The organism is Thioalkalivibrio sp. AKL19, from assembly GCF_000420165.1.
In the GTDB taxonomy this organism is placed as follows: domain Bacteria; phylum Pseudomonadota; class Gammaproteobacteria; order Ectothiorhodospirales; family Ectothiorhodospiraceae; genus Thioalkalivibrio.
Genome location: NZ_ATUK01000010.1, coordinates 267342 through 292525, shown reverse-complemented (window position 1 = coordinate 292525; position 25184 = coordinate 267342). Strand labels below are relative to the sequence as shown.

The window sequence follows — 25184 nt, the reverse complement described above, 5'->3', positions numbered from 1 at the left end:
GGACCCGTCCCGGCGGGCAGGCGCTTACGCCGCCTTCTTTTCGCGCGAGATCCATTCCTGCAGCTCTTCCGAACCGCCGATGCGGTGGCCGCCGACGAACACCTGCGGGACCGTCATCGCGCCGGTGGCGGCGCGCAGGCTGCGCAGGCTGGCGTCGCGGCCCAGGACGATCTCCTCGTAGTCGAGACCGGCGCTCTCCAGCATCTCCTTGGCGCTGGCGCAGTACGGGCAGCCCGGCTTGGTGAAGACCACCACGTCTTCGGGGCAGGCCGCATCCGGGGCGACGTGAGCCAGCATCGTGTCGGCGTCGGAGACCACGAAGGGGTCGCCCGGCTCGTCCGGCTCGATGAACTGCTTCTCGATCACGCCGTCGCGCACCAGCATGGAGTAGCGCCAGGAGCGCCAGCCGAAGCCGAGGTCGCTCTTGTCGACCAGCATGCCCATCTGTTCGGTGAACTCGCCGTTGCCGTCGGCGATGAAGGTCACGCGGTCGGCCTGCTGATCGGCCTGCCAGGCCTCCATGACGAAGCCGTCGTTGACCGAGATGCAGACGATCTCGTCGATGCCGTGCTGCTTGAGCACCGGCGCCAGCTCGTTGTAGCGCGGCACGTGGGCGGACGAGCAGGTCGGGGTGAACGCGCCCGGCAGGGCGAACACGACCACGTTGCGACCCTTGAACAGGTCTTCCGAGCGCACGTCGTTCCAGTCGTTGTCCTTGCGGCAGCGGAAGGTGACTTCCGGGACGCGCTGGCCTTCGCGATTTTCAAGTTCCATGTGTCGTACTCCTGTATTGAATGTTGATTGTCAGAGAGAAAATGGGTTTTCCGGCCGGGCCGAAGCCCGACTACGGGACTCAAGATAAGGCCTGGCTGTCGATTGATCCAGTGTTTGTTTTCTATTTAAGTGTTAGCCTTAGGCTATCAATGGGCCGGCCGCCGGGGGTAGAGCCGGTTGCGCCCCTTTAGTGCCCTCCAAGGTTGACGCGTTCGCCGGAAATGCGGAAGCTTGCCGCCCCGGTTCGGAAACACCGAATCGCGGACCGCGTTATGGTGGTCCGTATCAGTCCCCTCGCGACGACAGGTTGTGAACCCCGCCAGGCCCGGAAGGGAGCAACGGTAGCAGCTGCGTCGGGCGCCGGGGTGTGGCGGGTGCGGGCCACCACCCTTATTCCCTGCGGCCCGGAGTCCTGCGGTGATGGCCCGCGCCCGGGCACGCAAATGACTCGATCGACGGGGGAGGCATGAGTCACCAGGTTCTGGCCCGCAAGTGGCGTCCCTCGCGCTTCGAGGACCTGGTCGGGCAGCCGCATGTGGTGCGCGCCCTGGCCAATGCCCTGAGTGGCGACCGCCTGCATCATGCCTATCTGTTTGCCGGCACCCGCGGTGTGGGCAAGACCACCATCGCGCGGATCCTCGCGCGCTGCCTGAACTGCGAAACCGGCGTGACCGCCACGCCCTGCGGCGAGTGCCGCTCCTGTGTCGAGATCGCCGAGGGCCGCCATCTGGATCTGATCGAGGTGGATGCCGCCTCGCGCACGCGGGTCGATGACACCCGCGAGCTGCTGGACAACGTCTCCTACGCCCCGACCACCGGGCGCTTCAAGGTGTACCTGATCGACGAGGTGCACATGCTCTCCGAGAAGAGCTTCAACGCGTTGCTGAAGACGTTGGAGGAGCCGCCGGAGCACGTGAAATTCCTGCTGGCGACCACGGACCCGCAGAAGCTGCCGGTCACGGTGCTGTCGCGCTGTCTCCAGTTCAACCTGAAACCGATGCCGCCGGCGATGATCGCCGAGCACCTCACGCGCATCCTGGCCGCCGAAGGGGTCGAGGCGGAGCCGGGTGCGCTGCTGCGCCTGGGCGAGGCCGCCGAGGGCTCGATGCGCGATGCGCTGAGTCTGACCGATCAGGCGATCGCCTATGGCGGCGACCACCTGAGCGAGTCCGATGCCTGTGACATGCTCGGGTTGTTGCCGCGCACGCGCCTGGCCGGGTTGCTGGATGCGGTGTTTACCGGTGACGGCCCCGGTCTGCTGGCGGGCCTGGCGGAGCTCGAGACGCTGGGCCCCGACTGGTCGCGGCTGCTGGACGAGCTGGCCGCGCTGGTACACCAGGTTGCGGTGCAGCAGGTGGCCGGGTCCGTGCCGGGTGCCGGCGAGGAAGCCCTGGTCTGGGCCCACGAGGCGGCTGACCGGGTCGACCCGGAGACGATTCAGCTGGCCTATCAGATCCTGATCCACGGGGTGCGGGATCTTCCCTATGCCCCGGATGCGCGCATGGGTGTGGAGATGACCCTGTTGCGCCTGCTGGCCTTTCGTCCGGAACCGACCCCGGATGGCGCCGGGTCGACGAGTGACGACACCGTGCGACGTCCGTCCGCCCCGGCCGCGGCGCGACCCGCGAACACCGCGGCCGGGGGCGCGTCCGCCGTATCCCCGGCGGCGGCTCCGGAGCCGCCGCCGCAACCGACCGATCGGTCTGGCGAGGTGCCGTCACGTCCCCGGGACGAGGTGAACGAACCGCCACCGGCACCGGAACCCCCCGCAGCCGATCCACGGGCCGCGGAATCCGCGCCTCCCGAATCGTCGCCACAACCGGCCGCGGCCACGGCCAGCGGCATGCCCGGGCCGGCCGCACCGAGCGTGGCGGCGGACGGAATGTTCGACTGGCACCGCTTCGCCGAGGGTCTGCCCATGGGGACGGTGCGCGAACTCGCCCTGCATGCCGAACTGCGCAAGCATGACGCCGAGCGTGTGGTGATCGCGGTGGCCCCGGGTACGCTGTGCACCGACCGGGCCAAGACGCGGCTGAAGGAAGCCCTGGAGAAGGCGCTGGGCCACGCCCTGCGGCTGGAGATCGTCAACCAGTCGGAACCGTCGGAAGCGACGCCCGCGGCGCGGCTTGCGGCGGCTTCCGCGGAACGCCAGGCAAGCGCCGAGACGACCATGCGCGAGGACCCGGTGGTCCAGGCTCTGGGCCAGGAGTTCGGGGCCGAACTGGGGGCCGTGCGCATTCGCGAGACGAACGAGGACAATGCAGGGAGCCGCTGATGAATCCGCGTGGTCCGCGCTCGAGTCGATTTTGCTCGCGGACCAAGGTGCCGTGAGCGCCGTGTCGCCGAGCTGCACAAGCCAGCCGCGGCGCAGTCAGCGGGTACGATGGGGCACCGTCGCGGACGGACGTGGGAGTCAATCAGCGCCCCCCGGTTAGCGGGCGACGCGTCGCCGGCCCCACGCTGATTCAACTGAACCAATACCCGCTGTGCTGCGGGGCAGGAGATCGAACCGATGATGAAAGGTGGCATGGGTGGCCTGATGAAGCAGGCCCAGAAGATGCAGGAAGACATGCAGAAGGTGCAGGCGGAACTGGCCGAAATGGAGATCGAGGGTCAGGCCGGCGGCGGGCTGGTCAGCGTGGTCCTGACCGGCAAGTACGCGGCGCGGCGGGTCAAGATCGACCCCAGCCTGTTCGAGGATGACCGCGACATGATCGAGGACCTGGTGGCCGCCGCCATCAATGACGCGGTGCAGAAGGTCGAATCCACGACGCAGGAGCGCATGGGCAGCCTGACCGAAGGCATGGGGCTGCCGGCCGGCATGAAGCTCCCGTTCTGAGTCGGCGGGCCGGACCTCCCTGATGGAAGCGGAACTGGACGAACTGGTCCAGGCGTTGCGCTGCCTCCCCGGTGTCGGGGCGAAGTCGGCGCGGCGCATGGCGCTGCACCTGCTGGAGCGTGACCGCGACGGTGCCCGCCGCCTTGCTCGGGCCGTGGACAATGCGGTGGCCCGCATCGGCCACTGCTCGGTGTGCCGGACGCTGACCGCGTCCGAGACCTGCAGCCGTTGTGCCGATCCGGAACGCGATTCGCGCGTGGTCTGCGTCGTGGAGAGCCCCGGCGATGTGCTCGCCATCGAGTCGGCGACCGAGTTCGGCGGGCGCTTCCATGTGCTCCTCGGGCGCCTGTCGCCGCTGGACGGCATTGGCCCCGAGGAGCTCGGGTTGGACCGCCTGGAAGCGCGTTTGCAGGCGGAGGGCGTGGAAGAACTGATCCTGGCCACGAATACATCGGTCGAGGGCGAGGTCACCGCCCATTACCTGGCGGAGATGGCGGCACGCCACGGTGTGCGCACGACCCGGATTGCCCAGGGAATCCCCAGCGGCGGCGAACTGGAGTACATCGACGCCGGCACCCTGGCGCACGCCCTGTCGGGTCGGCGAGAGTATTGATGCGTGGTAATATTTGGATAAACGCAGGAGTAGCGGCATGACCGATTGCGTGTTCTGCAAGATCGTGGCGGGCGAGATCCCGGCCAAGGTGGTGTTCGAGGACGATGCCGTAGTGGCCTTCGAGGACCTGAACCCGCAGGCACCCGAGCACGTGCTGGTGATCCCGAAAAAGCACATCGCCACACTGAACGATCTGGGTGAGGCCGATGCCCCGGTGATCGGCCAGATGAGCCGGGTGGCCGCGCAGATCGCGCGCGATCGCGGATTTGCGGAAAACGGTTATCGAACCGTGATGAATTGCAACGAACACGGTGGGCAGACGGTCTACCATATACACATGCATGTCCTCGCCGGGCGAGCGTTGAGCTGGCCTCCCGGCTAGAGCCGATAACGAACAACAACACGGATCACTGGCGTGACGCGATACGGACTGAACGGTGCAGCCCCGAACCCGCCGCAGGTGCAAACCCTGCGGCGGGTTCGCGTGTGCGCGCCGCGCGGGCCCCTGCTCGCGGTTGCGCTGCTGGTGGGTTCGTTCGCGCTCGTCGCCGGACCGGTCAGTGCGGACGATCGCTATTCGCTGTCGCCGGCGCCTCAGGCTGACGGATTCGCGGGGGTGGGCCCGGCGGTTTCGGTATCGCGCGGCGAGGCGGAAGCCGATCGCGAAGACGCGTCTCCCTACCGTCTGTCGGTGCGCAGTACCGGAGATGCCCCGGCCCTGGACGCGACCGACAATGCCTTTGCCAGCCCGCGCCTGTTCGAGGCCGTGGGTGGCTACCACCAGGACCTGGGGGGTGGCTTTGGGTATGGCCTGAACCTGGGCTTCGGCATGGAAACCCGTCCGGAGTGGAACGATCTGGGACCCACGAGCGAGTCCACCTCCTATTTCACCGATTTCAGCTTTGGGCCGACCTTCGCCACCGGCCGCTTCGACAGCCAGTTCCGGGTGGGGGTGCGTCAGCCCCTGTCCAGCGACGATCGCGGGATGGGCTTCGGCTACGGCGACCGCAACCGCGACATCAGCCGCACCGCCGGCTATCTGAGCCTGGACGGGCGGCTGCGTCTGCAGAACCAGTCCGAGCTGTCCCTGAGTCTGTACTACGACGACTACTCGTTGAATTCGGCTGATGACTGGCTGGCCGATCGTCTTGAATTCGACGGTGCAAGCCGTGATCCGGCCTCTTCGGTCATCGGCGTCGAGATGGGTCTGACTTTCTGATCCCGGTCCCACCGCGACACCACCCCTGCGCGAGTACGAAGAAACCCTTCAAGAGCGGTAACGGGAAGTTGGGAAGGTTGGAAGAAATGCCAGTTTTAATGCGCTGAGCGGCGCCGGGACCGTTCGCAGGGCTTAATCGAACAAGCGGTTTTCAATCCCTTTCCCCTTCCAGTCTTCCCTTCTTTCTGTAAATCGATTTTTTGGGTTTCTTGTGCGCTCCGTGGTGGAACCGTTACCCGCGGGCGCGGGCCTGGGTAGGGATTTCCGCGGCCAGGTCGTGCCAGGCCTGCAGGCGGGCGGCGGGAAGTTCACCGGCCGCGATCGCGGCCAGTACCGCGCAGCCCGGCTCGCGCTGGTGGCGGCAGTCGCGAAAGCGGCATTGATCGCCGCGCTCCGCGATGTCCGGGAAGCCCCGCTCCAGGGTATCCAGTGACGGGATCTCCGGGGTGAAATCGCGCACGCCCGGCGAGTCGATCCACGCACCGCCGTTGGCCAGGGGATACCACTGGGCGGTGACGGTGGTGTGGCGGCCCTCGCCGGAGGCCGCAAGATCGTCCGTCGCGGGCGCGATCGCATCGGCGATGCCGTACTGCTCGAGCAGGGCCGCCACCAGCGAGGACTTTCCGACGCCGGACTGACCGACCAGGATGTTGGTCTGGCCGGCCGCAGCCGCCGCCAGGTCGTCTAGCCCGTAGCCGGTCCTCGCGCTGACGAACAGCGGGTCCAGCTCCAGGCCGCGGTAGGCCTCCAGCCATTCGGGAGGGTCCGCGGAGCCGGTGTCCTGCTTGTTGACTAGCAGCCGGGGACGGGCGGGCAGGTTGAGGATGGCCACCAGGAAGCGGTCGATCAGGTTGCGCGAGGGAGCCGGCTCCGGCGCGATTACGATCCACACGCAGTCGATGTTGGCCGCAATGACCTTGCGCCGACCGAAGCCGTCGCGGCGTACCAGCACATTGTCACGCTCGAGCTGGCGCGCGACCTGCTCGCCCGTGTCATCCAGCTCCACCTGGTCGCCGCAGGCGAGGTCCCGGAAACGCCGGTGCAGCCGGAGGCGTCGCGGGGGCTGGTCGGCCTCCGCGACGTCGGCCATCTGGTTGTGGCGGGCGAAGACCCGGGCTATCCGGCTCAAGCCAGGGCTCCGGGGAGAGGGTCAGTCAAACAGCGCATCGATGCGCGCGGCGCAGATGAAGTCGTTCTCGCTCAGGCCACCGATGGCATGGGTCGAGAACTCCACCGCGCAACGATTGAAGCCGACCGCCATGTCGGGGTGGTGATCCTCGACGTGGGCGATCCAGGCCACGGCGTTCACGAACGCCATGGTTTCGTGGAAGTTCTTGAACTTGAAGCTGCGCTGGATGCTCTTGCCGGCTTCGTCGATGCCCCAGGCGTCGTGCAGTTGCCGCAGGGCACGTTCCGCGTCCTCGCGCGGCATCGGCTCGGTGAAGCCTTCGCAGGACTGGCAGTGTCGGGTCTTGAGATCACTCATCGAACTGGTAGTACTCCGCATTGAGGTAGGCGACCACGGCATTCACTTCGTCGTCGAACCAGTTGGTACCAAGGTTGACGTTGCAGTTGTTGACCTGCGCGACCAGCTCGTCGTGCGAGCCGACCATGCGATTGTCGCGTGTGTAGAGTCCGGAGCCATCGCCCCCGACCATGTCGGCATGGCAGCTGATGCAGTTGTCGCCGTGCAGTTCCTGTCCCGCGCGGATGTCGTCGGCCAGCGCCGTGCTGGCGCCACCCAGACCCAGGGCCAGTAAGGCCGCGCCGGTGGCAATCGTTGCATTGGGATGTCGCATGCTTCCCTCCTTGTTCCGGGGGTTCGGGTCCGTGGACACGGACCCTGCAACCATGATGATAGACTCCCGCGACAGATGAAAGGGCAGCCGTCACGCATGCGTGGCCTGCCCGCCAAGGAGTGCACACATGGCCGTGAACGCCGAAAACCTGATCTGGATCGATCTCGAGATGACGGGGCTGGAGCCGCAGACCGACCGGATCCTGGAGGTGGCGACCATCGTCACCGACAAGGAGCTGAACATTCTGGCCGAGGGTCCGGTCATTGCCATCTACCAGCCAGCCGAGGTGCTGGAGGCGATGGATGAATGGAACCAGCGGACCCACGGGACTTCGGGCCTGGTCGAGCGGGTACGCAACAGCTCGGCTGAAACGCGGGACGCGGAGCAGGCCACCCTGGAGTTCCTAGCGCAGTACGTGCCGAAGGGCGCCTCGCCGATGTGCGGCAATTCCATCTGCCAGGATCGTCGTTTTATGGCGCGGTTGATGCCGGAGCTGGAGCAGTACTTCCACTACCGCAATCTGGATGTCTCGACGCTCAAGGAACTGGCGCGGCGCTGGGCGCCGGACGTGATCGCGCAGCTGCGCAAGAACGCGTCGCATCAGGCACTGCAGGATATCCGCGACTCCATCGACGAACTGCGCCTGTATCGCGAGCGCTTTATCCAGCTGCCGCCCGCCTCGCAGCACTGATCCGGCCCCGGGCATTCTGCATGCCCGCTTTTGATTGTTAGCTGGGAACAGGACGCTATCCAGTGGTTCTATACAGCCGCCTGCCTCGTGGTGGCTGGTCCCGGTTCGTCTTCGGGTGTTTACGTGCCTTCGGTCCACATACTGCCCGGCGCTGACTCGCCAGCGCACCGCGAGGTACTTCTTTGCTCGTGCAAAGAAGTACCCACGAAACACGCCCGACTGCCGCGACCCCGGCCCGCTGCGCGAGCCGGGGTTTCCCTCGCTCCGAGGCTTTTCGCGGGCGGCGCTGAACTCGCTGCGCCTGCGGCTCCGCTCAGACATCCAGCGCCTCTTCTCCCGCGAAAAGCCTCTCCACTCGGCGCGACGACAACGGGGAGGCAGGTCAAGACAACGGCTGTCCCGGCGTTATTGCCAGTGGATGATGGCGAGGTCTTCGGCCATCTTGGGCACGCTCGGCCTTTGGCCGTTGCGTGCCGCGCCCGCGAAGCGAGCGCCGGGGGCTTTCGGGCGGCGATGCCTATGGTTAGGCGGAAGCGTCGGGATACGGTCGGTTTTGACCTTCTCCTCCCGTATGGAGCCCCTCGCGGAGGGCGTGATGGGCCGGAACAAGGCGCTGGATGTCTGAGCGAAGCGCAGCGTAGCGAGTTCAGCGCCGCCGGCCCGAGGGCCCTGGAGCAAGGTTCCCGGGCGGAATCCGGGTGCGCCTCGAAGGGTCCTTTCTTGGGCAAGCAAGAAAGGACCTCGGGGTGCGCTGGCGAGTCAGCGCCTGGCAGGCGGCAGACCGAAGGCACCGGAAACACCGGGCGACGAACCAGGACCAGCCACCACAAGGCAGGCGGACAGCCAAACGCGCCGAAGACACCGACGACGAATCGAGCCTGGTCAGGCCCGCCGCGGTCCACGCGCGCTAGCTACGCGGCTTGAAGCCGGGTGGGTGGCGGGCGATCCAGGCGATAAAATCCTGTACCACTGGTTCGGTGAGGAGTGCCTCGCGGGTGTTCAGGCGTTCCGCCAGGGTTTGCTCGTCGAAGTGCTTGTGGACGTGATCATGGCAGGGGCGGCAGACCCACAGGATGCGGCCCTCGCGCTCGGCGCGGCTGAATCGTCGGCGGATGCGCTTGCGCCGGTGCTGCTTGCGCGGGATCAGGTGGTGGCGGGTCAGCGCGTCCATCTTGCGGCCACACAGTTCGCAGGCGGCCGCCAGTCCCGGTTCAACCATGCCGGATCCGATCACGGCGTCCGCAGGCGGCAGCGCGGCGGCGGCCGGGTGACGGCGTAGTCGGGTTCGGCCAGGTCCATCAGGCAGGGCGCGCCCTCCGGATCAATGATGCGCGTGGCGATGGCACGGATCGCGTCTCCACGCGGACCCGTCTCGCGGACCTGGCGGCTGGTGATCGGCTCCCAGTCGCCGTCGCGTTCCTCGGCGATCTCGAAGCCGAAGGGGAAGTAGCCGGGTGCGCCGAGGCGCAGGTCGGTGACGACCAGCCGGTCGGGGCCGTCGGCGGGCTCGGCGCGGTGAAAGCGCAGGAAGTCGCCGGCGAACCATTGCAGACGCTGCCCGTCCTCCAGGGCCAGGGCCTCGTCCTGCAGGTGTGCACCGCGCTCGAAGACCTCGAAGTCGGGGCGGATGGGCTGATCGAGGATACCCACCCAGGCCTCCAGAAAGCGGTCATCGTCCACCACGGTGACACGCCACAGCAGCAGGTTGAACGGGGTAGGCTGCACCATGCGCGGCTGATCCTGCAGCTCCATCGCGATCAGCACGGGGTGGATCCGGTGGTCGAGCCAGGCCTTCAGGGCCAGCCCCGATCCGGCATAGGCGGTGGACAGGACGAGCCCGGCAACCAGCAGCCGTGGTGCGAAGTGGTAGAACATTGCGCCAATGGCGGCCACCAGCAGGGGCAGGGTGTAGAGAGGGTCGATGACGAAGATCGAGGCCGTCCCGACCGGGCCCATGAAGGGCCACAGGATCTGCGTGCCATAGGTGGTCAGGGCGTCCAGCAGTACGTGGGTGGACAGTACCAGGAACAGGAACCACCACCAGTGCCCGAAGCCGATCTCGCGGGTCGCCGGGATGCGCGCGAGCAGGCCCGCCACGCCGGTTGCGACCAGCAGATGCAGCAGCAGGGAGTGACTGAAGCCACGGTGATAGATGAAATCGGAGACGTCATCCCCGTAGGCTATGAGCACATCGAGATCCGGGACGATGGCCACGGCGGCGCCCAGCAGTACGGCCTTGCGGCCCAGGCGCGATCCGAGGGTCAGTCCGCCGACGACGGCGCCCAGGCTGGCTTGGGTAACGGGATCCATGTGAAACGATTTCCTTGTGCGTTGACGCGCCTGTGACCGGCGTCCGGCGCCCGGGTTCAAGCGATCTGAACAGAGCGGCAGACATGACTCAAGCCGGACACGACAACCAGTGGCAATTCTGGGTGGACCGGGGCGGTACCTTTACCGACCTGGTGGCCTGCGACCCGGGCGGTCGACTGCACACCCGCAAGTTGCTGTCCGAGAACCCGCGGGCCTATGCCGATGCCGCGGTGCAGGGGATCCGCGACCTGCTGGGCCTCGTCGCCGAGGAACCGATCCCGGACGGGGTGATCCGCGAGGTCCGCATGGGCACCACGGTGGCGACCAACGCGCTGCTGGAGCGCAAGGGCGAGCCGACTTTGCTGGTGATCACCGAGGGACTGGAGGATGCACTGGCGATCGGGCATCAGGCCCGGCCGGACCTGTTCGCGCGGGCCATCCGTTTGCCGCCGCCGGTGTACGCCCGCGTGGAACCGGTGTGCGAACGGGTGAGCGCGGCCGGCGAGGTCCTCCAGGCGGTGGATCTCGAGGCACTGCGGCCGCGTCTGCAGGCGGCCCTCGAGGACGGGATACGGGCGGTGGCCGTGGTCTGCGTGCACGGCTATCGCTATCCCGCGCATGAACAGGCGATCGCCGGACTCGCCCGCGAGATGGGCTTTGCCGAGGTGGCGACCAGCCACGCGACCAGCCCGCTGATCAAGCTGGTGCCGCGCGGCGAGACCACGGTGGTGGATGCCTACCTGTCGCCCGTGCTGCGCCGCTATGTCGATCAGGTGGCCGGCGAACTCGGGGATGTGCCGCTGCGTTTCATGCAGTCGCATGGCGGGCTGGTGGACGCGGCGCATTTTCGGGGCCGTGACGCGATCCTGTCCGGGCCAGCCGGCGGCATCGTCGGCGCGCTGAAGACCGCCACGCCCCTGGGGTTCGAGCGTCTGATCACCTTCGACATGGGCGGGACCTCCACCGATGTCGCGCATCTGGCCGGGGAACTGGAACGCCGCCAGGAGAGCGAGGTGGCCGGCGCACGCCTGCGCGTGCCGATGCTGGATATCCATACCGTGGCCGCTGGCGGTGGGTCGGTCTGCCGCTTCGACGGGATCCGCCTGCGGGTCGGGCCGGAGTCTGCCGGCGCGCAACCCGGCCCGGCCTGCTACGGCCAGGGCGGGCCATTGACGGTGACTGACTGCAATGTGCTGCTGGGGCGCTTGCGACCGGAGTATTTCCCGGCCGTGTTCGGTCCCGGTCGCGACCGGCCGCTGGACCCGGAGCCGGTCCGGAAGCAGTTTGATGAGCTGGCCGTTCAGATCATGTCGATGACGGCCGAGGAGGTGACACCGGAGGCGCTGGCCGAGGGGCTGCTGCAGATCGCAGTCGAGCACATGGCCCAGGCGATCAAGACCATCTCGGTGCAGCGGGGCCATGACGTGTCGCGCTATGCCCTGGTCTGCTTTGGCGGGGCGGGTGGGCAGCATGCTTGCCGGGTCGCGGAGCAATTGGGCATGCGCCACATCCTGTTCCATCCGCTGGGAGGCGTGCTGTCCGCCTACGGGATGGGGCTGGGGGAACTGCGAGCTCTGCGCGAGCGGAGCCTGGAATGGCCACTGGACGACGAACATGCCGTGGCGATCGACGCCGCGCTGGAGGATCAGGCCGAGGCCGCCGCTGAGGCCCTGGCGGAACAAGGGGTAGAGCGCGGGGCCATGCGCATCGAGCGCCGGCTGCATCTGCGGCTCGCCGGTTCCGATACCGCGCTGGAGGTTCCGGCCGGACCCTTCGATGCTCTGATGGAGGCCTTCGCTGCAGTCTATCGCGGGCGCTACGGCTTCGCCCCGCCGGATCGCGAGCTGGTGGTGGCGGTCGCGGCGGCCGAGGCCATCGCGACCGGTACCGAGTTTCCGCCGGATCGGGTACCGGAAACGATGGTCGAGCGTCCCGCACCGGAGGCGGATACGGTCGCGATGGTCGTGGCGGGCGAGATGCGCGACGTACCCCTGTACCGGCGCGAGGCCCTGAGCCCCGGGATGACGCTGGCAGGGCCGGCACTGGTGATCGAGGCTACCGCCACGCTGGTGCTGGAGCCGGGCTGGCGCGGCCGGATCGAGCACGAGGACACGCTGCGCCTGGAGCGCGAGACGGGGGCCGGGCGGCGGGTGATGCCTGCGACCACCGATGTGGACGCGATTCCGCGCGATCCGGTCCTGCTGGAGGTGTTCAATAATCGCTTCATGGCGATCGCCGACCAGATGGGGTTCACCCTGCGCAATACCGCCCATTCGGTGAACATCAAGGAGCGCCTGGATTTCTCCTGCGCGCTGTTCGATGCCCACGGCAACCTGGTCGCCAATGCTCCCCACATGCCGGTGCACCTGGGCTCGATGGGCGCCAGCGTGCGTGCGGTGGTCGCGGCCGCCGGCGATGATCTGCGCCCGGGGGACGCCTGGGTACTGAACGATCCCTACAACGGCGGCACCCACCTGCCGGACATCACGGTGGTCACGCCGGTGTTCGTGGCGCCCGGCGGTGTGGTGACCGAGGACCCGGAGGCCGGGGTTGCCGCCCCGGCATTCTTCGTGGCCTCGCGCGGGCACCATGCGGATGTCGGCGGTATCACGCCGGGTTCCATGCCCGCCTTCTCGCGGCGGCTGGAGGAAGAGGGCGTGTTGATCGCTCCGACCCGGCTGGTGCGCGACGGGCAATTTGCCACGGCGCGCATCCGCACGCTCCTGGGCTCGGGTGACTGGCCGGCGCGCAACCCGGATCAGAACCTGGCGGACCTGGAGGCCCAGGTGGCGGCCAATCGCAAGGGGCTGGAGGAGCTGGGCCGGCTGCTGGACGAGTACGGGGCGGCCACGGTGACGGCCTACATGCAGCATGTGCAGGACAATGCCACCGAGGCGGTCCAGCGGCTGATCGTGGGACTGGGGGGCGGTACGTTCCGCTATGCGCTGGACAATGGTGCCGAAATCCAGGTGGCCGTGAACCCCGATCCGGGAGCGCGCCGCCTGCGGATTGATTTCGCGGGGACCTCGCCCGCCCGCGAGGACAACTTCAACGCCCCGGGCTCCATCGTCCGTGCGGCGGTGCTGTACGTGCTGCGCACGCTACTGGAGGACGAGATTCCCCTGAACGATGGCTGCCTGGCGCCGGTGGACCTGGCGATCCCGGAGGGGTGCCTGCTGAACCCGTCCCCACCCGCTGCCGTGGTGGCGGGCAACGTCGAGACCTCGCAGGTCGTGACCGACGCGCTGTTCGGCGCCCTCGGGGTGCAGGCCGCGGCCCAGGGCACGATGAACAACCTGACCTTCGGCGATGCCGAGCGGCAGTACTACGAGACCATCGCCGGTGGCGCCGGGGCCGGACCCGGCTATGACGGGGCCAGCGCCGTACAGACGCACATGACCAATTCGCGCCTGACCGACCCGGAGGTGCTGGAGAGTCGTTTCCCGGTTCGGGTGGAGCAGTTCGGCTATCGCCGGGGCTCCGGCGGCCGGGGGCAGCGCCGGGGGGGTGACGGCGTGATCCGGCGGTTGGGTTTTGATGCGGCGATGGAGGTAGTGCTACTGGCCAATCGCCGCCGCGTTCCTCCATTCGGGCTGGCGGATGGCGAGCCGGGGGCGCTGGGCGAGGATGCCATCCTGCGCGCGGATGGCACGCGCGAGCCGATGGGAGGCTGTGATCGCCAGTCGGTGGCGCCGGGGGATGCGGTGGAGATCCGGACTCCGGGTGGCGGCGGCTACGGGCGCGTCAGGGATTAGGCCCGCCGCAGCAAGGGAAACACTGATCAATGTACGCGCTCGCGTTGGCACCCCAGGTTTTCCGAGACAAGACGCGTCGTGCAGCGGGTAGTGGTTCTACCCGCAAGCGGCGCAACGCCGGATCGGGGAACCTGGGATGCCAACCCCTGAGGGGCTCGGCCGCCCGTTGTTGATCAAAAACGGGCGCGCGCACGGCGTTGCGGCTCCCTTGTGCAGAATGACTGCACGGCGGTCGCCGCGCCTTGTTCGTACGCAAAAGCGACTCGAGCGCGAGCGTGTGCATTGATCAGTGTTTCCCAAGGGGACGTCAGTCGTCCCAGCGCTGGGGTACACGCTGGATCTCGTCGGTGTCGTAGCCGAGTTCGTCGAGGTAGGCGAGGATGGCCTGGTAGTCGTCCTCGGGCATCTCCGGCTCCCGCGCCATGATCCAGACGTAGTCGCGCTTGCTGCGGCCGATCACCGTCTGGCTGTAGGCCTCGTCGAGGTAGACGATCAGGAACTCGGCCTTGAACGGCCACAGGAAGCGCATGCCCCATTCGGCGTTGTCCTCGCTCTGTACGAAGCCCGTGGGGTTGTACTCGCGGCGCGGCCCGTCAAAGCTGCCCTTGTTGAACGAGAAGGTGGTGGCGATGGTGCCGTCGTCGTTCAGCGCGTACTGCTCCAGCGCGTTGTAGGCATCGCGCTCGAGGAAGGTGGGGATGTTCGCGATCACGTACCAGTCGCCCATGTAGCGATCGAGGTCGACGTGGTCCACGGTCGGCATCTTCTGCGGGCTGCTGCATCCGGTCATCAGGATTCCCAGTACCAGGCCCGCGAACAGGGCCGCCAGTGTGCGTGTCATCGATGCATCCCAAAGGGGTTCGAGAGATGGACCGCGTCGCGGCGGAAAAGGTCCGGCTGGGGTGGCAGGTCGCGTGCCGAACCGGGCCAGGGTTGGACTCAGGCGGTCTGGCCGAGGCGCTGGTCCATCAGGTGATCGAACAGCGATTCTTCCGGAATGATCTGGGCGCGCCCGCTGCGGAATTCGTGGGCGAGACCCTGAATGCTGTGCTGGCGCTTGGCGCGCCCGGCGGCATCGGTGAACAGCAAGCGTCCGGCGTGACTGCCGCGCCACACCAGCTTCATACGCGTGACCTTGGTGCCGGCGGGGGAGGTGAACTGGATCCAGGTGCCGGAGATCAGGTTGTCGGCATGCTCGACATGCTCGTCGTCGTGGTCGCGCATCAGGGACGGATCGTCATCCACATGGCGCGGTGAACTGCCGAAGATGGAACCCGGGCGGGCGCTGGCTCGCTTGCGCGCCGGCTCGGACCGTTCTTCGCTGGTGCCAGACTCGCCGGTTGGCCCAGTCGGCGCCTGTTCGGCTGACGACTGCCGATCGGCGGCGGCGGAACGGCGTTTCCCGGCGGCGACCAGGTGGGCGCTGACCAGGTCCTGCTTGATGCGGGCGCGGTCCTCCTTCGACAGCGGGGCGCGATCGAGGAAGGCGCGGATGCGGGCCAGGAGCGGGGCGGAGGACTGGAAGTCCGGCTCCTTCTGCATCAGCGCCAGCAGTTCGTGCAGCAGAGCCATGCCATCGTTGTCCGGGGTCGCCGGGTCCGGGGGCGTATCGCCGGCCGCCGAAGCCTCGGCGTCAGCGGTCTTCTGGGCCGTCATCAGGGGTACCCAGGCATCCATCAGCTGCTCGCGGGCCTCGTCGGGGATGTCCTGGCCCATGGAGATCACGGTGCGCTCCACCGTGGTTTCGACGCTGTAACGGATCTCCAGCGTGCGTTCTTCCTGCTGCGCATCGGCCTGCTCGCTCGCGGCCTGGTGGGCGATCTGGTCCTCGGCCGTCGCGAGTTCGTTGCGCAGTCGGTTCAGGGCCTCGTCAAAGGCCGCGCTGTCGCTGAGCCCACCGTTGCGCACGCGCTCCACGTTCTCGAAGACCAGGCGGGTGAGCGGCAGTTTTCGGGCCTCGTCCAGGGGCAGGTCGGGGTCGATGCGCAACGCGATGTTCAGCAGCAGGCCGGTCATCTGGCGTGCCGGGTGTGTGCGATCACGGAAGAAGTGGGTCTCGCGCATGGCGATACGTACCAGCGGCAGCTGCAGATCGGAAAGCGGTTCGCGCAGGGCCGGGTTGAGGTCGTCCCGCTTCAGGATCAGGTCGAACAGGCCCTGCAGCAGATCCATGATGAACGGTTCCAGCGTGCTGGCCGGGGATGTGTTCAACACGGTCGTGATGGCCTCGACCGGGCTGCCGGCGGGCACCTGTGCGGTTGCGGTCGTTACCTGGCCGGCGGCCGGAACCTGATACCCGAACTGGCCCCAGTGGCCCGAAGGGGCGCCGGTCCCGGGCGAATCAGCCCCCGGCGGGGCGTTGGTGGGGGCTGTTTGTCCCGGGGTGGCATCGCCGCGGGTTGCGGGCCTGTTGTGTGCTGGCTGGCGCACTTCGGGAACCGTGAAGCCAGCCTCGCGGAAGCCCTGGAGCAGCGCCTGCATTTCGGGCTGCATTTCCCGGAGCATGTCACGATCGAACCAGTGCAGGAGCAACAGGCATTCGTCGGCGGGCAGCGGGACGGCCTCGACCGCCTCGAGGAACGCCTCGCCCAGTGCATGGGGGTGCCAGGGCGCGGCTTCGGGCGGTGTGGCCAGTTCATAGTCACGGGTGACGGTCTCCAGCGCGTCGATCTCCTCGGACAGGCTGGAGCGCGCGCTGTTGACGAGCTTGCGCAGGGCGACTTCGCGCTCGGTGTCGGCGTCATCCATCAGGGACAGTTCCAGGCCGGCACCGGCAAGGTCGCCAGTTCCCTCGGTTTCGTCCCCGGAGATCAAGGCTGCATACAGGCGCTCGCGGAAGTGCTGCCGGATCGTTGCACTCCCCAGTCGAACCTGTCGCGACAGGGCGAAGTTCTGCGCCGCCCGCTGCGAATCGATGGCCCGTTCGGACGCCTCCATCAGGCGGTCGTCCAGGTCGTTCAGGAAGGCGTCGTGCCGCTCCTGGACCGCATTGAAGAAAGGTGCCCAGATACGGTGCAGGGTGCGGGCCGGGATCCGTTGGGGTTGCGCCATGTCGGTTCAGCAGCTGAGGTCAGGGTTGCCAATCTAGCACCCTGGCCACCAAAGGTGTCAGCCCTTCACGACCTTTCCCGGGCCTGACGGGGAACCGCGCGCCGGGCCCCGGGTCAACGAGGTTGACGCGGGTTCACTCGCAGGGTGGGGTTGATCGCTTTTTCGGTTGCAGGACTCGGGGCGTCGGGCGACGTCGCAGTCAATGCGGTCAATGGTTCCGGGGGTGACTGTTACGCGGCGCGACGCAAGCGGGGCCGGGCAACAGGCACCCCGCCGCGAGCGCAACGTAGGTACGGGGCCGCGTCTCCCTGACCATTGCAACAGAGGCGGACAGATGCAGCGGATGATCGAGTGGGCGGAACAGGGACGGCTGCCGGATCCGCTGGTGCGGGCCGGGATCCGGCGGCTGCTGGCGGAGCGGTTGCGCGAGAGCGGGGCCCCGGCCGAGGAGGCGATGGAGCGGCGCTATGCGTTGATCGAGGCGATGCGCGCCGCGCCCGTGGCGCTATCCACCGAGGTCGCGAACGAGCAGCACTACGAGGTGCCGACCGAATATTTCGAGCGTTGCCTCGGGCCGTGGCTGAAATACTCCTGCGCCTGGTGGCCGGAGGGCGTGGATGACCTGCGCGGGGCGGAGGCGGCCATGCTGCAGCTGACCTGCGAACGGGCGGGCCTCGAGAACGGGCAGCAGGTGCTGGAGCTGGGCTGTGGCTGGGGTTCGCTGTCGCTGTGGATGGCGGAGCAGTACCCGCGGTCGCGCATCGTCTCGGTGTCCAACTCGGCGACCCAGCGGGCCTCGATCGAGGCCCGGCGGGATGCGCGCGGGCTGGAGAACCTGACGATCATGACCGCGGACATGAACACCTTTGCGCCGGACCAGACCGGATTCGATCGGGTGGTCTCGGTGGAGATGTTCGAGCACATGCGTAACTGGCCCGAGCTGCTGCGGCGCGTGGCGACCTGGTTGCGTCCAGGCGGGCAGTTGTTCATGCATGTCTTCGCCCATCGCGAGTTCGCCTACTTCTTCGAGAGCGAGGGCAAACACGACTGGATGGGGCAGTACTTCTTCCGCGACGGGTTGATGCCATCGGATGATCTGGCGCGGCATTTTCAGGAGGATCTGCGCGTGGTGCGCCAGTGGCGGGTGAACGGCCACCACTACGCGCGCACCCTGAACGCCTGGCTGGCGCGCCAGGACGCCGCGCGGGACGAGCTGATGCCATTGTTCGAACAGACCTACGGCGCGCAGGATGCCGCGCTGTGGTTCCAGCGCTGGCGCATGTTCTACATGGCCTGCGCCGAATTGTTCGATTATCGCGGCGGGAACGAGTGGTTCGTGTCGCACATCCTGTTCCGGCGTCCGGAGGCCTAGCGCGTGGCCGGCGGGGAACTGTTTCTGGCCGGACTGGCTGCGCTCCTGGTGCTGATGACGGGGGTCTGGGCGGCGAGTGTCGTCCGCCGCGATGCGAGCCTGGTGGATCGCTACTGGGGGCTCGGGTTCGTGCTGGTCACGCTGGTCTGGTGGGGGCTGTCCGGCTGGCCACCGCAGGCGCTCTGGATCGTGATCCCGGTCCTGCTGTGGGGGCTGCGCCTGTCGGCCTTCATCAGCTGGCGCAACTGGGGCCACGGCGAGGACGGACGCTATACCGACATGCGCGCCGGGCGCAGCGCCGGCGCCTTCGCCGCGCGCAGCCTGGTGACGATCTTCTGGCTGCAGGGGGGGCTGGTGGCGGTGATCGGCCTGCCCATGCTGGCGGTGATACAGGCCGAGGGCTTGTGGTGGCCGCTGGCCGCCGCCGGGATTGTGGCCTGGGCGGGCGGCTTGTTCCTCGAGGCCGTGGCCGATGCGCAGATGGCGCGGTTCCGCGCCGATCCCGCGAGTCGCGGGCAGGTGATGGACCGCGGCCTGTGGCGCTACAGCCGCCACCCCAACTACTTCGGGGAGATCGTGGTCTGGATCGGGTTTGCCCTGCTGGCCCTGGCCGCGGGCGCTTGGTGGGCCGTGCCTTCGGCGGTGCTGATGATCCTGCTGATCCTGCGTGTGTCCGGTGTCACGTTGCTGGAAAGACGCCTGCAGGTGTCCCGTCCGGGGTACGCGGACTACGTACGGCGCACCAACACGCTGATTCCGGGCCCGCCACGCGACTGAAGAATCGGGCGCGCGAGGCCTCGCTCCCTTGCCGCGCTTTCCCCCTCCGCGCTATAAAGCGCACATCCAGCACGGCGCCCCGGATTCCGGGCGCCGTTCCTTTTGACGTCCGTCACCGCCAGCGAGCCAGCCGACCCGATGAGTGCGACCCCGAGTTCCGTCCAGGCCATTGAACTGAAAGGGCGCATGATGCTGGTCTCGGTGCTGCGTGTGTATCAGACCGATCCGCAGCTCCTGGCCCAGGAGCTGGCGGCGCGTCGCGAGCAGGCCCCGGACCTGATGCGCGACATGCCCATCGTGCTCGACCTGGAGGCGGTCGCCGAGAGCCCGGAGTCGGATCTGCAAGCGACCATCGAGCGCGTGCGCGCCGAGGGCTTCAAGTTGATCGGCCTGCAGGCGGGCGCCGCCGCCCAGCGCCTGCAGAGCTTTGCCGAACTGTTCGATGTCCTGCCGGTGCTGCAGCTGGGTGGGCGTGGCGGCGCGCCCACCGGCGAGGTGCCGCTGGAGGACGAGCCCCCGGTGGCCGGCAAGCCCGACCAGCCGGCCGAGGACAACCCCCCGACCGCAGTGGCCGCTGTACACAGTTCGACTCGCATCGTCGACCAGCCGGTGCGTTCCGGGCAGCAGATCTATGCCCGTGGCGGCGACCTGATCGTGACCGGGGCGGTCTCGCCAGGGGCGGAGCTGCTGGCGGACGGGCATATACATGTTCTCGGCCCGTTACGTGGGCGTGCGCTGGCCGGGGTGCGTGGCCTGGTGACGGCGCGTATCTTCTGTCGGCGCCTGGACGCCGAGCTGTTGTCCATCGCCGGGCATTACCGGATCGCCGAGGACATCACGGAAGCCGAACGCGGCGAGAATCGGCTGGTGACACTGGACGGCGAAAGCCTCAAGATCGCGGAGATCTGATTGGCCGCCCGTGTGGGGCGCCCGATCACGACATGACAGGAACCCGTCCGCCTGTCCCCGGCGCCGCCGGGTACCGGCAAGACGACAAGGAGCTGCAGCCAACATGGCACGTATCGTAGTGATTACCTCGGGCAAGGGCGGGGTGGGCAAGACCACCACCTCGGCCGCGATTGCCACTGGCCTGGCCCTGCGCGGTCACCGGACCGCCGTGATCGACTTTGACGTGGGTCTGCGCAACCTCGACCTGATCATGGGCTGCGAGCGGCGCGTGGTGTACGACTTCGTCAACGTGATCAACGGCGATGCGAACCTGAAGCAGGCACTGATTCGCGACAAGCGGGTGGACAACCTGTACATCCTTCCGGCGTCCCAGACGCGCGACAAGGACGCCCTGACCCAGGATGGCGTGGAGCGCGTGCTGAACGAGCTGTCCGAGGATTTCGACTTCATCGTCTGCGACAGCCCGGCGGGGATCGAGCGTGGCGCACTGATGGCCGCGTACTTTGCCGACGAGGCGATCGTGGTGACCAACCCCGAGGTCTCCTCGGTGCGCGACTCCGATCGTATCCTCGGCATCCTCGCGAGCAAGACGCGCAAGGTGGAGCAGGGCGGCGAGCCGATCGAGGGCAAGCTGCTGCTGACGCGCTACTCCGCCGAGCGCGCCGAACGCGGGGAGATGCTCAGCATCGAGGACGTCGGGGAGATCCTGGCCATCGAGCTCCTGGGCGTGATCCCGGAATCCCAGGCGGTGCTCAATGCCTCCAACGCCGGTCAGCCGGTGGTGCTGGACGAGGAATCCGATGCCGGGCAGGCCTACCAGGACGCGGTGGACCGCTTTCTGGGCGAGGAGCGCCCGCTGCGCTTTGTGGACGTACCGAAGAAGGGCTTCTTCGGGCGCCTGTTCAAGGGTTGATCATGGGGATTTTCGATTACTTCCGTCAGCCGCGGCAGAAGAGTGCCAGCGTCGCCAAGGAGCGTCTGCAGATCATCGTGGCGCGCGAGCGCGCGGCGCGCTCCGGGCCCGACTATCTCCCGGCGATGCAGCAGGAACTGCTGCAGGTGATCCGCAAATACGTCCAGGTGGACGACGAGGCGGTGCAGATGAACGTGGATCGCGAGGGGGACTGCGAGGTCCTCGAGCTGAACATCACCCTGCCGGACGACAAGGACTAGAGCGATGAAAGTGCTTGTGACCGGCTCGGCCGGCTTTATTGGCAGCACCCTGAGCCTGCGCCTGCTGGAGCGTGGCGACGAGGTGATCGGTGTCGACAACCTGAACGACTACTACGACGTCTCGCTGAAGGAGGCGCGCCTGGCGCGCACCCAGGACCACCCGAACTACACCGAGGTGCGCGAGGACATCGCCGATCGCGCCGCGATGGAGCGGGTGTTCCGCGAGCACCGCCCGCAGCGGGTGGTGAACCTGGCCGCCCAGGCCGGGGTGCGCTACTCGCTGGAGAACCCGGCGGCCTATGTCGATACCAACCTGGTCGGTTTCGGCAATATCCTGGAGGGCTGCCGCCACAACGGTGTCGAGCACCTGGTCTTTGCCAGCTCCAGTTCCGTCTACGGCGCCAACACCACCATGCCGTTCTCGGTGCACGACAACGTCGATCACCCGCTGAGCCTGTACGCCGCCAGCAAGAAGGCCAACGAGCTGATGGCGCATACCTACAGCCACCTCTATGACCTGCCGGTGACCGGGCTGCGCTTCTTCACTGTTTACGGCCCCTGGGGCCGCCCGGACATGGCGCTGTTCATGTTCACCCGAAAGATCCTCGCGGGCGAGCCGATCGACGTCTTCAACTACGGTCACCACCGGCGCGACTTCACCTACATCGACGACATCGTCGAGGGCGTGATCCGCACCCTGGATCACGTGGCCCCGCGCAACCCCGACTGGAGCGGGGCCGAGCCAGACTCGGCCACCAGCGCAGCCCCCTACCGCCTGTACAACATCGGCAACCAGGAGCCGGTGGAACTGATGCGCTACATCGAGGTGCTCGAGGACTGCCTCGGCAAGAAGGCCGAGAAGAATCTCCTGCCGCTGCAGCCGGGCGACGTGCCGGACACCTATGCCGACGTCGAGGCCCTGCGCCAGGACGTGGGCTATGCCCCCGCCACCCGCGTGGAAGACGGCATCGCCCGCTTCGTCGAGTGGTATCGCGACTACTACCGCGCCTGATTCCGGCCCGGCGGCAGCTGTCGCCGGGTCCGTGTGCCCTTCGTTGACCCGTCCCGCCCCTGACCATCGGCCCGGGCCGGTTCCGGTACCCGTGCGTGAATCGGGCCGGGGCCCGGAACCTGTGGCGGGCCCGCGAGTCCACCGGAGACACGGATGCATACGGAGGTATCGGGATGAGCCAGACAGTTCTGATGGTGGTGACCAGTCACGGCGAGATCGGCCCCGGTCAGGCCACCGGCGTGTGGTTCGACGAGTTCGCGGAGCCGTATGATCGCTTTCGCAAGGCCGGTTTCGAGGTCAAGGTCGCCAGCCCGAAGGGCGGGCCGGTTCCGCTGGACCCGAAGAGCCTGGAGGCCAGCCATGCGGGGCCCGCAGCCGTTGCCGCGCAGGAGGCCCTGGACGACACCATCCGCCTGGATGCGGACATGAACCACGGGTCCTACGCCGCGATCTTCTTCCCCGGCGGGCACGGGACCATGTTCGATCTGCCGGAAAACCCGCACGTTCAGCGCCTGGTCGCGGAGTTCATGGAAAACGACAAGGTCATGGGGGCGGTCTGCCACGGGCCCGCTTGCCTGGTGGGCGCGATGCTGGCGGACGGCAGCTCCGCAGTGAAGGGGCGCAAGGTCGCGGCCTTCACCAACAGCGAGGAAAAGGCCGTGCAGCTGGACAGTGCAATGCCGTTCCTGCTGCAGGACAAGCTGCAGGAGCTGGGCGGCGAGGTGGATACCGCCGATGACTGGGCCGATCACGTGGTGGTTGACGGCAAGCTGGTGACCGGCCAGAACCCGCAGTCCAGCAAGAGCGTTGCCGACGCCATCGTGCGGCTTTTGCGCGAGACGGGCTGAGCTCCCCGGAACCGGGCCGGGGTGGATGAGGCCCCGGTCCTCCTGTGCCGAAATATGAATCGGGTTCAAAAATCGGTACAGGTTCGATAGGATGGCGCTCATGAGCACCGAGGATCGCAGGAAGCGCGAGCGCGAGGCGCGCGAGGCGCTGTTCATCGAACGGGCGCACGAGCGCATCCGCGAGGACGGCCTGCTGGGCCTGCAGATGTCGAAGCTGGCGGCGGACTGCGAGTACGCGACGGGCACGCTGTACCAGCACTTCGCGTCCCGCGAGGACCTGCTGGCGGCGGTGGCGGCGCGCACCACGCGCGAGCGGGCGGCACGGTTCCGGGCCATTCCGGCGCTCGACCTTGGTACACGCTCGCGGATGCTGGCGATCGTGCTGACCGATATCGATTTCGCCGCACACAATCCGGACTACTACCGCCTGACCCAGTACCTCGTGACCGAGGTGGTCTGGGCGAATGTCTCGGCGCCGCGCCGCGCGGCCCTGCTGGAGGCCGGACAGCCGATCAGCGAGGCCGTGCACGCAGTGGTGGCCGAGGCGCGCAAGCAGGGCGACCTGCCGCCGGCGTGCGAGATCTCCGAGGAGGAAATGGGGCTGGGACCCTGGGCCCTGAACGTGGGGATGCAGAGCCTGGCCAATGCGCAGGGCCTGCTGGATGCCTACGACATCCATCGACCCTATGACCACCTGATCCGGCACTTCCATGCGCTGATGACCGGCTGGCGCTGGGAGCCGCGCCTGGACCCGGACGAGCCCTCGGTGGTGCGCGCGGAGACCGAGCGTGTGCGCGCCGTGCTGCGGGAGGCCGGGATCGGCGACGCGGCTGCCGATCGAGAAGAATCCGCGGCGGGGTAGACCGCCCCTCTCAACGCTATTCGCCGGCGGGCAAGGGCCCCGTTGGCCCCGGGAGATATTGATGAAGCGATTCATCCTGATGCTGGTGGCAGTAGCCGTCGTGCTTGGCGGTATCTTCGGCTTCAAGGCCTTCGTCGACCAGCAGATCGCGGAGTACTTCGAGGACATGCCGGAGCCGGTGGTGACGATCAATGCCGCCGAGGTCGCCACCGACACCTGGACGCCCCGCGTACGCGCCATCGGCAGCCTGGAGGCGGTGCAGGGCGCGACCCTGAGCTTCGAGGCGCAGGGCATCGTGCAGGCCATCCATTTCGAGAATGGCGCCCGGGTCGAGGCCGGGGACCCCCTGGTCGACCTGGACACCACCCTCGACCAGGCCGAGCTGGAGAATCTGCGCGCCGCCGAGCGCCTGGCCCAGCGCGAGCTGCGGCGGGCGCGGGGGCTGATCGAGCGCAATGATATCTCCGATTCCGAGTTCCAGCGCCGGGTGGCGGAGGCCGAACAGGCCTCGGCCTCGGTGAAGGCCCAGGAGGCCCGCATTCGACAGAAAAGCCTGCGTGCGCCGTTTGCCGGGGAGCTGGGGATTCGCGAGGTGAGCGTTGGGCAGTTCGTCGGCCCGGGCGAGCCCATCGTCGTGCTGGAGGCCCTGCAGCCGTTGTACGTGAACTTCACCCTGCCGGAACGCCGGCTGGGCGAGATCGCCCTGGGCCAGGAAGTCAGCGTGCAGGTGGATGCCTTCGACGAGGCGTTCAGCGGCGAGGTGACCGCCATCGAACCGCGGGTGCGTGCGGCCTCGCGCATGTTCCGCGTACAGGCCGTGCTTGCGAACGAGCAGGGTCGCCTGCGCTCCGGGCAGTTCGCCCGTGTGACCCTGGATCGCGGGGATGCCGAGGAGGCCCTGGTGGCCCCTCAGACCGCGATCCGCTTCGCCCCCTGGGGGCAGTCGGTTTTCGTGATCCAGGAGGATGACGAGGGCCAGTTGCGGGTGGAGCAGCGCCTGGTCGAGACCGGCGAGCGCCGCGGTGACCTGGTCCGCGTCCTGGATGGGCTCGAGCCGGGCGAGCGTATCGCCGCCAGCGGCCTGCTGAAGCTGCAGAACGATACCCCGGTGGAGATTACCGAGGACGCCCAGCCCGACGCCGAGCGTGACCCGCGCCCGGCCAATCGCTGAGCGGGGGCG

General features: G+C 67.8%; 25 protein-coding genes and 1 other RNA gene. 18 read left to right on the top strand and 8 right to left on the bottom strand.

Going from position 1 to position 25184, the window contains the following annotated elements; translation table 11 throughout:
* Positions 1 to 24: 24 nt before the first annotated feature.
* A complete protein-coding gene (locus F817_RS0103280; protein ID WP_024326306.1) occupies positions 25 to 774 on the bottom strand; it encodes a glutathione peroxidase in 750 nt (249 codons plus the stop codon).
* Positions 775 to 1057: 283 nt separating this feature from the next.
* Here F817_RS0103280 and ffs point away from each other — a divergent pair.
* From ffs to F817_RS0103255, 6 genes are all read left to right on the top strand, one after another.
* An RNA gene (gene ffs, locus F817_RS14025) (signal recognition particle sRNA small type) lies at positions 1058 to 1154 on the top strand.
* A gap of 86 nt (positions 1155 to 1240) precedes the next feature.
* On the top strand, positions 1241 to 3049 hold the full coding sequence (dnaX, locus tag F817_RS0103275; protein ID WP_024326305.1) for a DNA polymerase III subunit gamma/tau: 1809 nt from the start codon (positions 1241 to 1243) through the stop codon (positions 3047 to 3049).
* 237 nt (positions 3050 to 3286) lie between these two features.
* Positions 3287 to 3613, top strand: coding sequence for a YbaB/EbfC family nucleoid-associated protein (locus F817_RS0103270; RefSeq protein WP_018866552.1), 327 nt, complete (start codon positions 3287 to 3289; stop codon positions 3611 to 3613).
* A 22-nt stretch (positions 3614 to 3635) separates the two neighbouring features.
* Positions 3636 to 4226, top strand: coding sequence for a recombination mediator RecR (recR, locus tag F817_RS0103265; protein WP_024326304.1), 591 nt, complete (start codon positions 3636 to 3638; stop codon positions 4224 to 4226).
* A gap of 37 nt (positions 4227 to 4263) precedes the next feature.
* A complete protein-coding gene (locus F817_RS0103260) occupies positions 4264 to 4608 on the top strand; it encodes a histidine triad nucleotide-binding protein (RefSeq protein ID WP_024326303.1) in 345 nt (114 codons plus the stop codon).
* A 33-nt stretch (positions 4609 to 4641) separates the two neighbouring features.
* Positions 4642 to 5445: a hypothetical protein gene (locus F817_RS0103255; RefSeq protein WP_024326302.1), complete on the top strand. Its 804-nt coding sequence runs from the start codon at positions 4642 to 4644 to the stop codon at positions 5443 to 5445.
* 232 nt (positions 5446 to 5677) lie between these two features.
* Here F817_RS0103255 and rsgA read toward each other — a convergent pair whose 3' ends face one another.
* From rsgA to F817_RS0103240, 3 genes are read right to left on the bottom strand one after another with little or no spacing between them, the layout of a single operon-like run.
* Positions 5678 to 6574 (bottom strand): ribosome small subunit-dependent GTPase A, encoded by an 897-nt coding sequence (gene rsgA / locus F817_RS0103250; protein WP_024326301.1) that lies wholly within the window; start codon positions 6572 to 6574, stop codon positions 5678 to 5680.
* 21 nt (positions 6575 to 6595) lie between these two features.
* Entirely contained in the window at positions 6596 to 6931 is a 336-nt protein-coding gene (locus tag F817_RS0103245; RefSeq protein WP_024326300.1) for a 4a-hydroxytetrahydrobiopterin dehydratase, read from the bottom strand.
* On the bottom strand, positions 6924 to 7244 hold the full coding sequence (locus F817_RS0103240; RefSeq protein ID WP_024326299.1) for a cytochrome c: 321 nt from the start codon (positions 7242 to 7244) through the stop codon (positions 6924 to 6926). The genes F817_RS0103245 and F817_RS0103240 overlap by 8 nt, the downstream gene beginning before the upstream one ends.
* Before the next feature lie 127 nt (positions 7245 to 7371).
* Between F817_RS0103240 and orn the strand changes: the two genes are divergently transcribed.
* Complete coding sequence (gene orn, locus F817_RS0103235) at positions 7372 to 7935, top strand: oligoribonuclease (protein WP_024326298.1); 564 nt, start codon at positions 7372 to 7374, stop codon at positions 7933 to 7935.
* Positions 7936 to 8353: 418 nt separating this feature from the next.
* Positions 8354 to 8560 carry a hypothetical protein gene (locus F817_RS14685; protein ID WP_155988433.1) on the top strand — a complete coding sequence of 69 codons (207 nt, stop codon included), beginning with the start codon at positions 8354 to 8356 and terminating at the stop codon, positions 8558 to 8560.
* Between the two features lie 282 nt (positions 8561 to 8842).
* On the opposite strand, the gene F817_RS0103230 is transcribed toward F817_RS14685, so the two are convergent.
* Both F817_RS0103230 and F817_RS0103225 read right to left on the bottom strand, forming a co-directional pair.
* The gene (locus tag F817_RS0103230) at positions 8843 to 9154 is read right to left on the bottom strand and encodes a hypothetical protein (protein ID WP_042799066.1); all 312 of its coding nucleotides are present in this window, start codon (positions 9152 to 9154) and stop codon (positions 8843 to 8845) included.
* A gap of 11 nt (positions 9155 to 9165) precedes the next feature.
* On the bottom strand, positions 9166 to 10245 hold the full coding sequence (locus tag F817_RS0103225; RefSeq protein WP_024326296.1) for a metal-dependent hydrolase: 1080 nt from the start codon (positions 10243 to 10245) through the stop codon (positions 9166 to 9168).
* 83 nt (positions 10246 to 10328) lie between these two features.
* Between F817_RS0103225 and F817_RS0103220 the strand changes: the two genes are divergently transcribed.
* Positions 10329 to 14000, top strand: a complete 3672-nt coding sequence (locus tag F817_RS0103220; protein WP_029681019.1) for a hydantoinase B/oxoprolinase family protein — start codon at positions 10329 to 10331, stop codon at positions 13998 to 14000.
* A gap of 307 nt (positions 14001 to 14307) precedes the next feature.
* Here F817_RS0103220 and F817_RS0103215 read toward each other — a convergent pair whose 3' ends face one another.
* On the bottom strand, positions 14308 to 14841 hold the full coding sequence (locus F817_RS0103215; RefSeq protein WP_024326294.1) for a lipocalin family protein: 534 nt from the start codon (positions 14839 to 14841) through the stop codon (positions 14308 to 14310).
* Between the two features lie 98 nt (positions 14842 to 14939).
* Positions 14940 to 17051, bottom strand: coding sequence for a DUF1631 family protein (locus tag F817_RS0103210; protein WP_024326293.1), 2112 nt, complete (start codon positions 17049 to 17051; stop codon positions 14940 to 14942).
* A 334-nt stretch (positions 17052 to 17385) separates the two neighbouring features.
* Here F817_RS0103210 and F817_RS0103205 point away from each other — a divergent pair, with 334 nt between their 5' ends.
* From F817_RS0103205 to F817_RS0103165, 9 genes are all read left to right on the top strand, one after another.
* Entirely contained in the window at positions 17386 to 18423 is a 1038-nt protein-coding gene (locus F817_RS0103205) for a cyclopropane-fatty-acyl-phospholipid synthase family protein (protein ID WP_024326292.1), read from the top strand.
* A gap of 3 nt (positions 18424 to 18426) precedes the next feature.
* Positions 18427 to 19200: a DUF1295 domain-containing protein gene (locus F817_RS0103200; RefSeq protein WP_024326291.1), complete on the top strand. Its 774-nt coding sequence runs from the start codon at positions 18427 to 18429 to the stop codon at positions 19198 to 19200.
* A gap of 186 nt (positions 19201 to 19386) precedes the next feature.
* Positions 19387 to 20109: a septum site-determining protein MinC gene (gene minC, locus F817_RS0103195; RefSeq protein WP_024326290.1), complete on the top strand. Its 723-nt coding sequence runs from the start codon at positions 19387 to 19389 to the stop codon at positions 20107 to 20109.
* A gap of 103 nt (positions 20110 to 20212) precedes the next feature.
* Complete coding sequence (minD, locus tag F817_RS0103190) at positions 20213 to 21022, top strand: septum site-determining protein MinD (RefSeq protein ID WP_024326289.1); 810 nt, start codon at positions 20213 to 20215, stop codon at positions 21020 to 21022.
* Between the two features lie 2 nt (positions 21023 to 21024).
* Complete coding sequence (gene minE / locus F817_RS0103185; RefSeq protein WP_024326288.1) at positions 21025 to 21282, top strand: cell division topological specificity factor MinE; 258 nt, start codon at positions 21025 to 21027, stop codon at positions 21280 to 21282.
* A 4-nt stretch (positions 21283 to 21286) separates the two neighbouring features.
* Positions 21287 to 22294, top strand: a complete 1008-nt coding sequence (locus F817_RS0103180; protein ID WP_024326287.1) for an NAD-dependent epimerase — start codon at positions 21287 to 21289, stop codon at positions 22292 to 22294.
* 173 nt (positions 22295 to 22467) lie between these two features.
* Positions 22468 to 23142, top strand: a complete 675-nt coding sequence (locus F817_RS0103175) for a type 1 glutamine amidotransferase domain-containing protein (RefSeq protein ID WP_024326286.1) — start codon at positions 22468 to 22470, stop codon at positions 23140 to 23142.
* Between the two features lie 100 nt (positions 23143 to 23242).
* Positions 23243 to 24004, top strand: coding sequence for a TetR/AcrR family transcriptional regulator (locus F817_RS0103170; protein WP_369774197.1), 762 nt, complete (start codon positions 23243 to 23245; stop codon positions 24002 to 24004).
* Positions 24005 to 24065: 61 nt separating this feature from the next.
* A complete protein-coding gene (locus F817_RS0103165; protein WP_024326284.1) occupies positions 24066 to 25175 on the top strand; it encodes an efflux RND transporter periplasmic adaptor subunit in 1110 nt (369 codons plus the stop codon).
* Positions 25176 to 25184: the final 9 nt, after the last annotated feature.

Bases quoted from the DNA above. Each gene is read 5' to 3' on its own strand.
- F817_RS14685 (WP_155988433.1), top strand. From the start codon at position 8,354: ATGATGGCGAGGTCTTCGGCCATCTTGGGCACGCTCGGCCTTTGGCCG.
- recR (WP_024326304.1), top strand. From the start codon at position 3,636: ATGGAAGCGGAACTGGACGAACTGGTCCAGGCGTTGCGCTGCCTCCCC.
- F817_RS0103230 (WP_042799066.1), bottom strand. From the start codon at position 9,154: ATGGTTGAACCGGGACTGGCGGCCGCCTGCGAACTGTGTGGCCGCAAG.
- orn (WP_024326298.1), top strand. From the start codon at position 7,372: ATGGCCGTGAACGCCGAAAACCTGATCTGGATCGATCTCGAGATGACG.
- minD (WP_024326289.1), top strand. From the start codon at position 20,213: ATGGCACGTATCGTAGTGATTACCTCGGGCAAGGGCGGGGTGGGCAAG.
- F817_RS0103220 (WP_029681019.1), top strand. From the start codon at position 10,329: ATGACTCAAGCCGGACACGACAACCAGTGGCAATTCTGGGTGGACCGG.
- F817_RS0103240 (WP_024326299.1), bottom strand. From the start codon at position 7,244: ATGCGACATCCCAATGCAACGATTGCCACCGGCGCGGCCTTACTGGCC.
- F817_RS0103215 (WP_024326294.1), bottom strand. From the start codon at position 14,841: ATGACACGCACACTGGCGGCCCTGTTCGCGGGCCTGGTACTGGGAATC.
- F817_RS0103175 (WP_024326286.1), top strand. From the start codon at position 22,468: ATGAGCCAGACAGTTCTGATGGTGGTGACCAGTCACGGCGAGATCGGC.
- F817_RS0103260 (WP_024326303.1), top strand. From the start codon at position 4,264: ATGACCGATTGCGTGTTCTGCAAGATCGTGGCGGGCGAGATCCCGGCC.
- minC (WP_024326290.1), top strand. From the start codon at position 19,387: ATGATGCTGGTCTCGGTGCTGCGTGTGTATCAGACCGATCCGCAGCTC.
- F817_RS0103210 (WP_024326293.1), bottom strand. From the start codon at position 17,051: ATGGCGCAACCCCAACGGATCCCGGCCCGCACCCTGCACCGTATCTGG.
- F817_RS0103245 (WP_024326300.1), bottom strand. From the start codon at position 6,931: ATGAGTGATCTCAAGACCCGACACTGCCAGTCCTGCGAAGGCTTCACC.
- F817_RS0103170 (WP_369774197.1), top strand. From the start codon at position 23,243: ATGAGCACCGAGGATCGCAGGAAGCGCGAGCGCGAGGCGCGCGAGGCG.
- F817_RS0103270 (WP_018866552.1), top strand. From the start codon at position 3,287: ATGATGAAAGGTGGCATGGGTGGCCTGATGAAGCAGGCCCAGAAGATG.
- F817_RS0103225 (WP_024326296.1), bottom strand. From the start codon at position 10,245: ATGGATCCCGTTACCCAAGCCAGCCTGGGCGCCGTCGTCGGCGGACTG.
- dnaX (WP_024326305.1), top strand. From the start codon at position 1,241: ATGAGTCACCAGGTTCTGGCCCGCAAGTGGCGTCCCTCGCGCTTCGAG.
- F817_RS0103180 (WP_024326287.1), top strand. From the start codon at position 21,287: ATGAAAGTGCTTGTGACCGGCTCGGCCGGCTTTATTGGCAGCACCCTG.
- F817_RS0103280 (WP_024326306.1), bottom strand. From the start codon at position 774: ATGGAACTTGAAAATCGCGAAGGCCAGCGCGTCCCGGAAGTCACCTTC.
- F817_RS0103165 (WP_024326284.1), top strand. From the start codon at position 24,066: ATGAAGCGATTCATCCTGATGCTGGTGGCAGTAGCCGTCGTGCTTGGC.
- minE (WP_024326288.1), top strand. From the start codon at position 21,025: ATGGGGATTTTCGATTACTTCCGTCAGCCGCGGCAGAAGAGTGCCAGC.
- F817_RS0103205 (WP_024326292.1), top strand. From the start codon at position 17,386: ATGCAGCGGATGATCGAGTGGGCGGAACAGGGACGGCTGCCGGATCCG.